Origin of the sequence: Nocardioides sp. (assembly GCF_047607365.1) — a bacterium.
In the GTDB taxonomy this organism is placed as follows: domain Bacteria; phylum Actinomycetota; class Actinomycetes; order Propionibacteriales; family Nocardioidaceae; genus Nocardioides.
Genome location: NZ_JASGDD010000045.1, coordinates 1 through 13,413 on the forward strand (window position 1 = coordinate 1; position 13,413 = coordinate 13,413).

The 13,413-nt window shown below is 71.7% G+C and carries 13 protein-coding genes and 1 pseudogene; 3 read left to right on the forward strand and 11 right to left on the reverse strand.

Annotated elements, in window-relative coordinates; genetic code table 11:
- From QM572_RS03810 to QM572_RS03840, 7 genes and pseudogenes are all read right to left on the reverse strand, one after another.
- A pseudogene (locus tag QM572_RS03810) lies at window positions 1-250 on the reverse strand (hypothetical protein); the annotation flags it as partial.
- Between the two features lie 44 nt (window positions 251-294).
- Window positions 295-2,154: an AMP-dependent synthetase/ligase gene (locus QM572_RS03815; protein WP_415090200.1), complete on the reverse strand. Its 1,860-nt coding sequence runs from the start codon at window positions 2,152-2,154 to the stop codon at window positions 295-297.
- 45 nt (window positions 2,155-2,199) lie between these two features.
- Window positions 2,200-3,138, reverse strand: coding sequence for an aminoglycoside phosphotransferase family protein (locus tag QM572_RS03820; protein WP_415090202.1), 939 nt, complete (start codon window positions 3,136-3,138; stop codon window positions 2,200-2,202).
- Window positions 3,135-4,310, reverse strand: coding sequence for an NAD(P)/FAD-dependent oxidoreductase (locus tag QM572_RS03825; protein WP_415090204.1), 1,176 nt, complete (start codon window positions 4,308-4,310; stop codon window positions 3,135-3,137). The genes QM572_RS03820 and QM572_RS03825 overlap by 4 nt, the downstream gene beginning before the upstream one ends.
- Before the next feature lie 54 nt (window positions 4,311-4,364).
- Window positions 4,365-4,679 (reverse strand): type II toxin-antitoxin system PemK/MazF family toxin, encoded by a 315-nt coding sequence (locus tag QM572_RS03830; RefSeq protein WP_415090206.1) that lies wholly within the window; start codon window positions 4,677-4,679, stop codon window positions 4,365-4,367.
- The gene (locus QM572_RS03835; protein WP_415090208.1) at window positions 4,669-4,908 is read right to left on the reverse strand and encodes a hypothetical protein; all 240 of its coding nucleotides are present in this window, start codon (window positions 4,906-4,908) and stop codon (window positions 4,669-4,671) included. Before QM572_RS03835 ends, QM572_RS03830 begins: the two co-directional genes overlap by 11 nt.
- Before the next feature lie 110 nt (window positions 4,909-5,018).
- Window positions 5,019-5,570 carry an AAA family ATPase gene (locus QM572_RS03840; RefSeq protein WP_415090209.1) on the reverse strand — a complete coding sequence of 184 codons (552 nt, stop codon included), beginning with the start codon at window positions 5,568-5,570 and terminating at the stop codon, window positions 5,019-5,021.
- A gap of 28 nt (window positions 5,571-5,598) precedes the next feature.
- Between QM572_RS03840 and QM572_RS03845 the strand changes: the two genes are divergently transcribed.
- Entirely contained in the window at window positions 5,599-6,108 is a 510-nt protein-coding gene (locus QM572_RS03845; RefSeq protein WP_415090211.1) for a nitroreductase family deazaflavin-dependent oxidoreductase, read from the forward strand.
- 11 nt (window positions 6,109-6,119) lie between these two features.
- On the opposite strand, the gene lepA is transcribed toward QM572_RS03845, so the two are convergent.
- Both lepA and QM572_RS03855 read right to left on the reverse strand, forming a co-directional pair.
- Complete coding sequence (gene lepA, locus QM572_RS03850; RefSeq protein ID WP_415090213.1) at window positions 6,120-7,994, reverse strand: translation elongation factor 4; 1,875 nt, start codon at window positions 7,992-7,994, stop codon at window positions 6,120-6,122.
- 34 nt (window positions 7,995-8,028) lie between these two features.
- On the reverse strand, window positions 8,029-9,000 hold the full coding sequence (locus QM572_RS03855) for a hypothetical protein (RefSeq protein WP_415090215.1): 972 nt from the start codon (window positions 8,998-9,000) through the stop codon (window positions 8,029-8,031).
- Window positions 9,001-9,035: 35 nt separating this feature from the next.
- Between QM572_RS03855 and QM572_RS03860 the strand changes: the two genes are divergently transcribed.
- Window positions 9,036-10,019 (forward strand): hypothetical protein, encoded by a 984-nt coding sequence (locus tag QM572_RS03860; protein WP_415090217.1) that lies wholly within the window; start codon window positions 9,036-9,038, stop codon window positions 10,017-10,019.
- Window positions 10,020-10,115: 96 nt separating this feature from the next.
- The gene (gene rpsT, locus QM572_RS03865; protein WP_415090219.1) at window positions 10,116-10,376 is read left to right on the forward strand and encodes a 30S ribosomal protein S20; all 261 of its coding nucleotides are present in this window, start codon (window positions 10,116-10,118) and stop codon (window positions 10,374-10,376) included.
- Between the two features lie 256 nt (window positions 10,377-10,632).
- Here rpsT and holA read toward each other — a convergent pair whose 3' ends face one another.
- Both holA and QM572_RS03875 read right to left on the reverse strand, forming a co-directional pair.
- The gene (gene holA / locus QM572_RS03870; protein ID WP_415090221.1) at window positions 10,633-11,610 is read right to left on the reverse strand and encodes a DNA polymerase III subunit delta; all 978 of its coding nucleotides are present in this window, start codon (window positions 11,608-11,610) and stop codon (window positions 10,633-10,635) included.
- An 87-nt stretch (window positions 11,611-11,697) separates the two neighbouring features.
- On the reverse strand, window positions 11,698-13,413 hold a 1,716-nt coding region (locus QM572_RS03875), incomplete at its 5' end, for a ComEC/Rec2 family competence protein (RefSeq protein WP_415090223.1).

A 13,413-nucleotide genomic window follows, 5' to 3' on the forward strand; every position in this document is an offset into this window, starting at 1 on the left:
CCTCGGCCCCGAAGTCGGGCACGCCGACCACGGCCGCCCACGCCCCCGCGCCCGACGGGCCGGCGAGCAGGCCCCAGGCGAGACTGGCGCCGCCGCCCGACGGATCCACCTCGTAGACTCCCCCGGCCTGCAGCCGCACCAGCCCGCGCAGCACCGGCAGCGTCTCCAGCTCCCGGCGCGCCGGGGCCGAGCGCTCCAGCCGGCGCATGCGCTCGCGCAGCTCGGCGATCTGATCGAGGTCTGCGCTCACTCACCCATGTTCGAACAAATGTTCGAACAAATCAACCGGGGAGCTCAGGCGTAGAACCCGTCGATCGTCTCGGCGTTGTTCCTCTCCACGATCGCGCGCTTCACCTTGAGCGACGGGGTCAGCTCGCCGGACTCGATGGTGAGGTCGTGGTCGAGGATCTCCCACTTCTTGACCGTCTCCCAGCGGTTGAGCTGCTCGTTGAGCTGGCCGACGTAGCCGCGCACCATCTCGCGCGCGGCGTCGGAGGAGACGATGTCGGCGTACGACGCCCCGCCCAGGCCGTTCTCGGCGGCCCATCCCGCGATGGCCTCCGGGTCGAGCGTCACGAGGGCGACCGCGAAGTTGCGCTCGGCGCCGAAGACCATGAACTGGCTGGCGTAGGGGCACAGCACCTTGAACTTCGCCTCGATCTGGTTGGGCGCGATGTACTTGCCGCCGGAGGTCTTGAAGATCTCCTTGAGCCGCCCGGTGATCGTGAGGTAGCCGTCGGCGTCGAGCGAGCCCTTGTCGCCGGTGCGCAGCCAGCCGTCCTCGGTGAAGGCGGCGGCGGTGGCCTCGGGGTTGTTGTGGTAGCCGGCCATGACGTGCGGGCCCTTGATCTGGACCTCGTCGTTCTCGCCGATGCGGAGCTCGGCGCCCGGAAGGGCGGGCCCGACCGTGCCGATCCGGTTGTCGTCGGGCGGGTTGACCGAGGCTCCGGCAGAGTTCTCGGTCATGCCGTAGCCCTCGAGGATCTGCAGCCCGGCGGCGTTGAACCACGATGCGATGTCGGCGTTGAGCGCGGCCGAGCCCGAGATCATGAAGCGGATCCGGCCGCCGAAGCGGGCGCGCACCTTGCGGAAGACGAGGATGTCGAACAGGGCGTGCTGGACCTGGAGCGCAATCGGGATGCTCTGCCCGGCGGCCACCAGGGCGTCGTACTTCCGCCCGACGGCGAAGGCCCGGTCGAAGAGCTTCTTCTTGGCGCCGCCCTCGGCCTCGACCATCGTGACGATGCGGGAGTAGGCCTTCTCGAAGATGCGCGGCGCGGCGCCCATGAAGGTGGGCCGGATGACCGCGAGGTTGTCGATGATCTTGTCGACCCGGCCGTCGATGGCCGTCGGGAAGCCGATCGCGAGCTGGGTCGAGACCAGCACCTTCCCGAAGACATGGGACATCGGCAGCCAGAGGAAGTGCAGGTCGTTCGCGCTCAGGATGTCCTGCGCCTTGATCGCCTCGCCCTCGTAGACCCAGCTGCGATGCAGCAGCCGGACGCCCTTGGAGCGGCCCGTGGTGCCGGAGGTGTAGACCAGCGTCGCGAGCTGGTCGGGCCGGATCTGCTTCGCGATGTCGGCGATGAGGTGCTCGTGGGTCGCGAGGTACTCCTCGCCGAGGGTCTCGAGGTGGTCCAGGGTGATGATGCGGTCGCCGTCGGCGGAGCCGTCGAAGGTGACGATCTTGGTCAGCGAGCCGAGCTCGGAGGCGTGCTTCTCGATCTTGGCGATCTGCTCGTCGTCCTCGGCGAAGACCACCGTGCACTCGGAGTCGCCGAGGATCCAGGCGACGTCGTCGTCCTTGCTGGAGGGGTAGACCGTCGTGGTCGCGCCGCCGGCGCACATCACGGCCATGTCGGCGAGGATCCACTCGTAGCGCGTGGAGGCCGCGATGCCGACGCGGTCCTCGAGCCCGACGCCGAGGCTCACCAGGCCGGCGGCGAGCTTGCTGACGTGCTCGCCGACCTCGCGCCAGGTGACGGAGTGCCAGTGCTCGTGCCCGTCGGCCTCGTCGGGGCCGTCGACCCCGCCGTGTCCGTCGAGGTGCGGGAAGAGGAAGGCCTCGCCCTCCGGGTCGGCCGCGACCCGGTCGAGGATCTGCACGGCGACGTTGGCCGGCATGCGGTCGAGGAAGGCTGTGTCGTAGGTCACGGCGGAACCCTATCGCGCAAGCGGCCCTCGCGAGGCCGGTCCTGCTCAGTCCTGGACGGCCTTGGCGATCGCAACGCAGCGGGTGAGCCAGTCGTGGTCGCTCGTGGCCCGCGGACCGGGCTCCGCGAGCCGCTGCGCCGCCAGGTCCATCGCTCGCACGACGACCCAGCCCCGTGCCCGCTGCTCGTCCAGCTCTCCGGCGTCGACGGCGGCGAAGAAGCGCTCCCGTACGCCGTCGCGGACCCGTCCGGCCAGCTCGTCGTAGCGGTTGACGAGCAGCGGCGCGACCTCGTAGTGAGGGTCGCCGCTGAGCGGCTTGGGGTCGATCGCCTTCCACTCGCCGGTCTCCTCCCCCGGCGTCCCCGCGACGGCGGCCAGCACGTTGCCGTAGTGCAGGTCCCCGTGGATCAGCCGCCCGTCGCATCCGTCGTCCTCGGCGAAGGCGATGGCGAGCGAGCGGGCCTGGTCGACCAGCCGGGGCGGGAGCGGGACGCCGCGCGGGAGGGCCGCCAGGCGCTCGGCCAGCGCGGCGGCGTACCGGCTCAGGGGGCGGAGCTGGGGCGGCGCCTCGACGTGGAGACGGCGGTAGAGGCCGCCGACGATCTCACAGGCCCGCACGTCCCACTGGTCCATCAGGTCAACGGGGAGCAGTTGCTCGAGGAGCAGCGCCCGCAGCCGGGGATTGGCGCGGATCAGCCGGACGGCGCCGCGGCCGTGCCAGTGCTGCAGCGCGAGCGCCTCGTGCTCGGTCTCCTCGTCCGGGAAGGCGATCTTGAGCGCGGCACGGCGACGGTCGCGGGTCGTGACGGGCAGCACGAGCGCGGTGAAGCCGTGGGTCGCGTCGCCGTCGTGGCGCAGCTCCCACTCCTCCAGCAGCCGCGCCGCCAGGGCGGGCAGTCCCCCGACCCACGCGGCCCAGTCGTCGCCGCGCTGCGCCACCGCGGCGAGCGTGGCCGGGATCTCGACGGCTCGCCTAGCCGTCATGCAGGCGGGGACGTGGGCGGGGGCGCATGCGGGTGCAGGCGGGCCGGCGAGACGCTCCCGGCGTCGAAGCCGGTGGCCACGATGTCGGCGGGCACCTCGTGGCCGAGCAGCAGGGCGACGCCCAGCCGGGCCGCCGCGGGACCCATCTGGATGCCGTAGCCGCCCTGGCCGGCGTACCAGAAGAAGCGGTCGACCTCCGGATCGTGGCCGATGACCGGGGAGCCGTCGGGGGCGAAGGTGCGCAGGCCGCCCCAGGGGGTGCGGATGCCGCGGATGCCCATCGTCGTCGCCTCGTTGATCGCGTCGATGGCGCGGGCGATCTCGAGCTCGTCGTGCTTGGCGTCGCGCGGGGTGGTGGGGGTGACGTCGGCGGGGCTGCAGAGGTACTGCCCGGCGTCGGCCTTGAAGTAGAACGGGTTCTCGACGTCGATCGAGATCACCATCGGCAGGTGCGGGTCGACCGTCTCCCCGGCGGGCGCGCCGACCATGAAGACCGACCGCAGTCGCGGCTCGAGCCCGAGCGGCTGTGCGCCGAAGAGCTTCGCGACCTCGTCCGCCCACGCGCCCGCGGCGTTGACGACGTACGTCGTGGTGAACTCCTGGCCGACGCTCGCGGTGACCCGCCAGCGGCCGTCGGGCGTGCGCTCGGCGCCGTCGACCTTCGCCAGCGTGCGGATCTCACCGCCGAGCGCCTTGAGCCCGCGCTTGTAGCCCTGGTGCAGGAGCGCGACGTCGACCTCGAGCGCGCCCGGCTCGATCAGCGCCGCCTCGACCCAGTCCTCGCGCAGGATCGGGACGAGCTCCGCGGCCTGCTCCGCGGTGATGAGGGTGGCCTGCGGGGTGAGGCCGACGACGTCGTCGTGCAGCTCGCGCAGCGCGGGCGTGTAGCCGTGCGGGGCGACGTGCAGCACGATGAGCGGCTTGGTCAGCGCGTCGTCGTACAGGTCCTCGGGTGGGTCGAGCAGGAAGTCGTGGCTCGCCGCCGTCAGCGCGCGCACCGGACCGTTGCCGTAGGTGCCGATCCACGTCGCCGCCGAGCGGCCGGTGGTGTGGTAGGCCAGCGTCGACTCCATCTCGAGCAGGCAGACCCGCGACCCGCGCGCCGCCAGCTCGTAGCCGATCGACACCCCCGCGATCCCGCCCCCGATGACGATGACGTCGAAGTCGTCCATGCTCGCGAGGCTAGTCGGGAGATGTTTCGCACTCGTGCCCACGCTTGGCGCTCGTCAGCGCAGCGCCAGCACCCTCTTCAGAGCGTGGTCGACCTCCTGCTGATCCGCGAGGCTGAGCCGCCCGACGAACCGGCCCAGCCGAGAGGGATCCACGGCCCGCATCTGCTCGACGAGGACCAGGGTGCCGCGGCCGAGAATCTCCACCTCCGGCCGGTAGGACGCGATCTGGGCACTCGTCGAGGTCGGCGCCACGAGCCGCGTCGACGTCAGGATGTCCTCGTTCTGGACGACCACGGCGTACCGGCGGCCGGCTTGCTCGTGACCCCGCACGTCCCTGGGCGAACGCAGCTCGTAGACGTCACCACGCATCGTCGGGAGCAAGGTCCGCCATCTCGGCCTGGATCGCGGCGATCTCGGCTCGGTCGGCGGGGTCGTTCGCAATCCGCTGCGACTCCTCGCGCAGGCGCGCCCGCTGCTTGGCCTCGAACGCCGCCAGAATGGCGTCGCGGATCGCCGTCGATCGGTCGATCCCGTCCGACACCAGGCCTAGCAGCGCCTGCTCCGTCACCGCGTCAGCGCGGAAGGTGATGGTCGACATGACACCGATGGTAACGCAACATGCACTACAAGGCGTACGACATCTCCCCAAGGTATCGCTCGCAGAGGGCGATGCCTGCGGCGACGTGGACGCTGTCATAGGGCGACATCTCATCCGTGCTGCCGCCCGGTGACGATGTCGACGAGGAACGCGTCGGCTCCGGCGCGGGAGGTCAGGCGGTGCCAGGCCAGGTGCGCGTACGCCGGGTCGCGCATGGCGTCCTCGTAGCGGCGTCGCACGTCGGGGTGGGACGTCCAGGCCCACCAGATCACCGACTCCTCGCCACGCCACAGGGCGAAGCCACCCCAGCTCTCGCGGTTGCCGTTCCACAGCTCCCGGCCGGTCGCCGCGCGTGCCGCCGTACGGGAGAGGACCTGCCACATCACCCGCCAGCGCGGCAGGTCCAGCCAGACCACGGCGTCGGCGCGCTCCCACGCGAGCGTGCCGATCTTGCCCTGGTAGTTGCCGTCGATCACCCAGGTGTCGCCGGCCGTCGCCTCACGCACCCGCGCGACCAGCTCGTCGGCGCTGGCCTCGGCCCAGTCCGGGCCCCAGTGCAGCGCGTCCATCTCGACGTGCGGCACTCCCAGCGTCGCGGCCAGGCGCGCGGCGAAGGTCGTCTTGCCCGACCCCGAGCACCCGACCACCGAAACCCGCCTCATGGGCGTCATCGTGCACTACGGTCGCGAGGTGAGCATCGTCACCGACCTGGGCTACCGGTTCCCCACCCCCAACCTCTTCCAGCGACTGATGCAGCGGATCGGATCGACGCGCGTCGGCGCCAAGACGATGAGCCTGACGCTGCGCCACCTGGACTCGCTCGTGCTGCGCCTCTCTGGCGGACGTACGACGGCGGTCGCTCTCCTGGCCGGGCTGGTGGCCCTCGACGTCACCACCATCGGCCGACGTAGCGGCCGGCCGCGCACCAGCCACCTGATCGCGATCCCGTACGGCGAGCGGCTGGCGCTCCTCGGCACCAACTTCGGCGGAGTCGCCACCCCGGCCTGGGTCTACAACATCGAGGCTCACCCGGAGGTGAGCCTCAGCTACGGCGGCCGCACGGTCGAGACCACCGCGCGGCTCGCCACCGCGGAGGAGACCGAGGCCGTCCTGGCGGTGGCCGAGACGCTCTACGTCGGCTACCGCAAGTACCAGCAGCGGATCACCGGCAGGACCCTGCGGATCTTCCTGCTCGGCTGACCCCAGCCGCCCTACTTCTTCTTGTCGCCCTTCTCGCCGGGCTGGGTGGTGGAGAGGGCGGCGACGAAGGCCTCCTGGGGGACCTCGACGCGGCCGACCATCTTCATCCGCTTCTTGCCCTCCTTCTGCTTCTCCAGCAGCTTCCGCTTGCGGGTGATGTCGCCGCCGTAGCACTTGGCGAGGACGTCCTTGCGGATCGCGCGGATGGTCTCCCGCGCGATCACGCGGGCGCCGATGGCGGCCTGGATCGGGACCTCGAACTGCTGCCGCGGGATGAGGTCCTTGAGCTTGCCGGCCAGCATCACGCCGTAGGAGTACGCCGCGTCGCGATGCACGATCGCGCTGAAGGCGTCGACGGGCTCGCCCTGGAGGAGGATGTCGACCTTGACCAGGTCGGCGGCCTGCTCGCCGTCGAACTCGTAGTTGAGCGAGGCGTAGCCCTTGGTCTTGGACTTGAGCTGGTCGAAGAAGTCGAACGCGATCTCGCCCATCGGCAGGATGTAGCGCATCTCGACGCGGTCCTCGGAGAGATAGTCCATGCCGAGCAGGGTTCCGCGCTTGGCCTGGCAGAGCTCCATGATCGTGCCGATGTAGTCCGACGGGCTCAGGATCGTCGCCTTCACGATCGGCTCGCGCACCTCGGCGATCTTGCCGTCGGGATACTCGCTCGGGTTGGTCACCTCGATCTCGCGGCCGTCCTCGAGCACCACGTTGTAGACCACGTTGGGCGCGGTCGAGATGAGGTCGAGGTTGAACTCGCGCTCGAGCCGCTCGCGGGTGATCTCCATGTGCAGCAGGCCGAGGAAGCCGATCCGGAAGCCGAAGCCCAGCGCCCCGGACGTCTCGGGCTCGAAGGTGAGCGCGGCGTCGTTGAGCTGCAGCTTCTCAAGGCTCTCGCGCAGCGTCGGGTAGTCGTCGCCGTCGATCGGGTAGAGGCCGGCGTACACCATCGGGTTGGGGTGCTCGTAGCCGCCGAGCGCCTCGGTGGCCGGGCGCGCGTTGGCGGTGACGGTGTCGCCGACGCGGGACTGGCGGACGTCCTTGACGCCGGTGATGAGGTAGCCGGTCTCGCCGACGCCGAGCGAGTCGCACTTCATCGGCTCGGGGCTGATCACGCCGATCTCGAGCATCTCGTGGACGGCGCCGCTGGACATCATCTTGATCTTGTCGCGGTGGCTGAGCTTGCCGTCGACGACCCGGACGTAGGTGACCACACCGCGGTAGGTGTCGTAGACGGAGTCGAAGATCAGCGCGCGAGCGGGCGCGTCGGCGACCCCGACCGGCGGCGGGACCTGCTTCACGATCTGGTTGAGCAGCGCCTCGACGCCGAGCCCCGTCTTCGCCGAGGTGAGGAGGACGTCCTCGGGCTCGCAGCCGACGAGGTTGGCCAGCTCCAGCGCGTACTTCTCGACGTTCGCCGAGGGCAGGTCGATCTTGTTGAGCACCGGGATGATCTGGAGCTCGGCGCCCATCGCGAGATAGAGGTTCGCGAGCGTCTGCGCCTCGATGCCCTGCGCGGCGTCGACGAGCAGGATCGCGGCCTCACAGGCCTGCAGCGAGCGCGAGACCTCGTAGGTGAAGTCGACGTGGCCGGGGGTGTCGATCATGTTGAGGACGTACGTGCCTCCCGAGATGCCGAGCTCGGCGGCCGCCTCGGGGGTGACCGTCCAGGGCATCCGCACGGCCTGGCTCTTGATGGTGATGCCGCGTTCGCGCTCGATGTCCATCCGGTCGAGGTACTGCGCCTTGGCGTCGCGCTCGCCGAGCACGCCGGTGATGCCGAGCATGCGGTCGGCGAGCGTCGACTTGCCGTGGTCGATGTGCGCGATGATGCAGAAGTTTCTGATGATCGCGGGATCGGTCTGGCCGGGCTGGGGTGCGGTCATGGTGGCCGGATCATCCCATGGGCAGTGGCTCTGATCAGAACTGGTGGAACCAGCGGGAGAGGTTCGCCGACTCGCCGGGGCAGGTCACGTCGCGGTCCCGGCCGCTCTGGACCCATTGGGTGAGCACGGGCGTGCCGCCCTGGATGGTCCGCTCCTGTCCGCACCGGATCAGCGCCTCGGCGCGCGACGTGTTCCCGGCCGCGCGCCACTCGCGCAGGCCGAGCCGCAGATCCCCGACCACCCTGGCCCACAGCGCGGTGGTGGAGTAGACGCCGGTCTGGTAGCCCTGGTCGGCGTACGCGCGGGCGGCTCCGCGGACGACCTGGGCGTTCTCGTCGGTGTTCGCGGGCCAGTCGAAGTGAGGCACCGGCTCGACGTCGAGCCAGATGGCCGGGCTGCTCAGCCCGGCCGCCTTCATCGTGTCGATGTTGAAGAGCGCCTGCGCGTAGCCGGCGTTGGCCAGCCGACCGTCGCGGGTGGTGCTGTCGAACGGCCCGGAGGCGCCGTACTGCCTCAGCTGGGCGGCGCTCGGCCAGCTGACCACCGAGTACGCCGCCGTCAGCAGGCGCCGATCCCGTGCCCACGCCACCTGGCTGGCCAGGCAGGGGTTGGGCGTGAAGCCGGGGCCGTTGGTGAGCCCGAGGATCACGAAGGTCGCCGAGTCCAGCGGCATGGGGCTGCCCTGGGACCTCTTCTCCGGGATGCCCATCCCCTTCGGGCACTGCGGCCAGCTCACGTCGCCGCCCTCGACGATCCCCTGGCCGGCCGCAGCGGTCGACGTCGCGAGCCTGCCCGCCGCCGCCTCCGCCTCGTCCGCGAGGGCGGAACGGTCCGGTGTGGCGGGGGTCTTGCTCGGGACGACGAGGCTCGGGGTCGCCGTGAGGGTCGGGGACGTCGAGGCGGAGTCGGAGACGGATGCCGACGTGGACGGCGTCGGCTCCCCGTCGCCGCAGCCGGCGATCACCGTCGCGAGCAGCGACACGAACACGAGAAGGAGTGGACGCACGACTCGATCCTGACATCTCCTGACATCCTTGAGGCGTGTCCGCGTCCCTCCGCACGCCCCTGCCGACCACGCTCCCGCACGGTGAGACGGCAACCCGCCTCGGCTGGGTGCACGTGCCGCCGCACGTGCGGCGCGAGGTGGAGCGCAAGCTCGGCACGACGGTGGTCGACTCCTACTCCTGCGACGCCGGCTACACGCCGGGGCTCGCCTCGGTGCTGCTGTGCGCCGACGGGTCCCGGCACTTCATCAAGGCCGCGTCGATGAAGGCGCAGCGCCACGCCGCCGCGTCCTATCGCGAGGAGGCACGCAAGGCGCGGACCCTCCCGCCGGGCCTGCCCGCGCCGCGGCTGAAGTGGACCCTGGGCGGCGGGCCGAGCGACGAGTGGATCGTCCTCGGCTTCGCGTACGCCGAGGGCCACCCGCCCGCGCGACCCTGGTCCCCCGCCGACCTGGCCGCCGCCTCCGACCTGCTGGTCGCCGTCTCCCGCCAGCTCACCCCCGCGCCCGGGCTGGGGACGCAGACCTTCGCCGAGGCGTTCGCCGACTGGCCCGCGCTGTGGAGCACCGTCGCGGTCGAGGACGAGGATTTCGAGTTCGCCGAGTCGCTGGAGGCGCTGGCCGCGCGCTTCGCCGAGGTGACCGCCGGCGACACGCTCGTGCACGCCGACGTGCGTGACGACAACCTGCTGCGCCGAGTCGCCGACGGCCCTGCCGGCTCGGTCGAGATGGTGCTCTGCGACTGGGCCTGGCCGGTCCGCGGAGCGGCCTGGATCGACTCGCTGCTCCTCCTCGTGGGCCCGCGCGGCGACGGGCTCGACGTCGAGGCGCACATCGCCGACCACCCGCTGCTGGCCTCCGTCGACCCCGAGCACGTCGACATCGTGCTGGCCCTCTTCACCGGGTACTACCTGCATCTCGCCGGGCAGCCGTCGCCGTCGTACTCGCCCTGGCTCGGCGAGTTCGCGCGTTGGCAGGGGCAGGTCTGCTGGGATTGGCTCGCCGAGCGCCGTCTCGGGTAATCTTGGTGGCTGCGTGTTCGAGGCCCCTCCCCTCTCATCCCACGAGTGGTCCGGAGAGCGCGCCTCACCCGCATCTGATTCAAGGAAGGTTTCTTCATGGCCAACATCAAGTCGCAGATCAAGCGCAACAAGCAGGCCCTCAAGGCTCACGAGCGCAACAAGTCGGTCAAGTCCGAGCTCAAGTCGGCCGTCCGCAAGTTCCGCGAGCTCGCCGAGGCCGGTGACAAGGAGGCCGCCGTGGCCGCCGCCCGCACCGCCGGCAAGAAGCTCGACAAGGCCGCGTCCAAGGGCGTCATCCACGCCAACCAGGCCGCGAACCGCAAGTCCAGCATCTTCAAGAAGGCCGCCTCCCTCTGACCGAGTAGGGCCTTCCCTCACCTCGAGTGGGGGGTTTGGCCCGGTCCATGGGGGGCTTGCGCTCCACGAAAGACCCGCCCTCCCCGGGCGGGTCTTTCGTCTTGTGAGGCAAAGCCCCACTCGAGGTGAGGCAAGGCCCCACTCGACCCGAGGCAAGGCCCCACTCGAGGCGAGGCAAGGCCCCACTCGACCCGAGGCAAGGCCCCACTCGAGGCGAGGGAAGGCCCCAGTCGAGGTGAGGGAAGGCCCCACTCGGCTAGCGGGAGCGGAGGCCCGTGATCGTCAGGACGAGCCGCTCGAGGGTGTACGACGCGTCGCTGGCCGCACCCTTGATGTCGGCGTCGGCCTGGGCGACCGCGCGGATCGCGTCGCCGAGGGTGCCGGGCGTCCAGCCGCGGAGCTGGTCGCGCAGCGTGCGCAGCTTCCACGGCGGCACACCGACGTCACGGGCCAGATCGGCGTCGCGGGCGCCACGGGAGGCGCCCGACAGACGGGCCAGCCCCCGGGCGGACCCGGCGAACGCGCTCGTCACCAAGACGGCGGGCGTGCCCCCGTCGATCGCCCAGCGCAGCTCCTCGAGCGCCGCCTGGCGCCGGCCGGAGAAGGCGGCGTCGGCGACGGCGAAGGACTTCGCCTCCGCCCGGCCGCCGAAGTAGCGCTTCACGTCCTCCACGCCGATCGCGCCCGCGACGTCGCTCACCAGCTGGTGGGCGGCCGCGGCGAGCGAGCGCAGGTCGTGGCCGACCGCCTCGATCAGCGCGGCCGCCGCCGGCTGGTCGATCCGGCCGCCCTGCGACCGGGCCTCGTTCGCCACGAAGCCGGGCAGCTCGGAGGGCTTCAGCTCCTCCGACCTCGCCTCGGTCACGCCGGGGAGCTTGCGGAGCTTGGCCAGCACACCGCTGCCCTTCTGTCCTCCGCCGTGGACCAGGACGAGCGCGACGTCCTCCACCGGCGACGCGCAGTAGTCCAGCAGTCCGTCCACCGACTCGTCCGGCAGACTCTCCAGCGCGCGTACGACGACGCACCGGACGCTCGAGAAGAGCGACGGCGCGGCCATCTCGCCGAGCGTCGCCAGAGTGAGATCCGAGGCACTCGCGTCACTGACCTCCGACTCGGCGTCGTAGGCCCTCACCGCCGCGCGGACCGCGTGCACGGTGCGCTCGGAGAGGAACTCCTCCTTGCCCGTCACCAGCGTGACGCGGCCGAGGACCTGGGCGGCGGAGGGCGTGCTCATCGCCCCCACCCTGTCACACCCCACCGACACCGCGACGCACAAGGAGGACGGTGGCGCTGTGCATGATGACCCGCAGGAATCAGGACCTCACCCGCCGCTCCTCACGGAGCCGTCGGGGAGGACGGAGAGCGCGCCCTCGCGGTCGGTGCGGTGCACGTCCACGCCGCAGCGGCTCAGGCCGTCGACGGTCGGTCGGGCGGGATGGCCGTAGGTGTTGTCCGCGCCCACCGAGATCAGGCCGGTGCGCGCATGGAGCGAGCAGAGCCAGTCGAGATCCTGGTACCTGGAGCCGTGGTGCGGGACCTTGAGCACGTCGACGTGCAACCCCGCCACCGTCCGCGCCTCCCGAGCCGCGTCGTCCGGGTCGATGTCGCCGGTGAGCAGCAGCGTCAGGCCGTGCGAGCGGACGAGGAGATTGACCGAGCCGCCGTTGCTGTCCGTGCTCTGCGGCAGGTCGGGAGGGGGCCACAGCACCTGCGCCGCGACGGGACCGAGGGTCACGGTGCTGCCGTACGGCGCCGGGTGGGGCACCACCCTGCCGACCCGGGCCGCGTCGGCGACCAGCCCGGTGCCGTAGGCCGGCTCCTGCAGCACCGTCGTCCACACCTCCCCCACGTGGCGGCCGCGGAAGACCGCGCTCACGCCGCCCACGTGGTCGGCATCGAAATGCGTCAGGACGAGCAGGGGCACCCGACGGATCCCGAGCGAGTCCAGGCAGCGCTCCATCGCCGCCGGGCTCGGGCCGGTGTCGACCACCATCGCCGTGTGCGCCGCGACCGAGAGCACGAGCCCGTCGCCCTGCCCGACGTCGCACATCACCATCACCCAGCCGGTCGGCGGCCACCCGCCGGGGGTCGGCAGCCGTACCACGACGACGGCCACCATGACCAGCGTGACGATGATCCCGACGAGGCGGCGGCGCATGAGCCTCGGCCCTCCGAGCGCGATGACGACCGTCAGCGCCGTGAGGACGGCGAGCGAGAGGAGCGACGCCGACCAGCCGATCTGGGCGACCGGCAGCGCCGCGCCGCGGTGGGCGACCTCGACGATCCACGCGACGCACCACGACGCCGGTACGCCCAGCACCCGGCCGGCCGCCGGCCACACCAGTCCGGCCAGCCCCGCCGCCAGGCCGAGGACCGTGGCCGGGCCGACGGCCGGCTCGGCGACGAGGTTGGCGCCGACGGCCACGAGGCTCACCTGGCCGGAGATCGCGGCGATCAGGGGCGTGCAGGCCAGCTGCGCCGCGAGCGGGACCGCGACCGCCTCGGCCAGCCACCGCGGCATCCACCGGCTCAGCGCGTCGCGCCAGGGCGGCGCGAGCAGGAGGATGCCCGCCGTCGCCAGCACCGACAGCGCGAACCCGGCCTCGGTCGCCATCGCCGGATCGAGCAGCACCAGCCCGAGGACCGCGGCGCCGAGCCCGCGGAGCGCACGGTGCCGGCCGTTGGACGACATCGCCACCAGACCGACCGCGCCCATCGCGGCGGCGCGCAGGACGCTCGGCTCGGTCCGCGCGAGCAGCACGAAGCCGACGATCCCGGCAGCGCCGACCAGCGTCATCCATCGGCCGCGCACCCGGCACCACCGGGCCGCGGTGAGGAGAGCGCCGACGAGCAGGGTCAGATTGGTGCCCGACACGGCGAGCAGGTGGGTCAGCCCGGTCGCCCGGAAGTCGTCGGCGAGCGCCGTCGACACCGAGGCGTCGTCGCCGTCGACCAGCGCCGGCACCAGTGCGGCCGGCTCGGCGGGCCGGTCCTCGACCGAGGCCCGGATCGCCGCGCGCACGGCCGCCGCACCCCG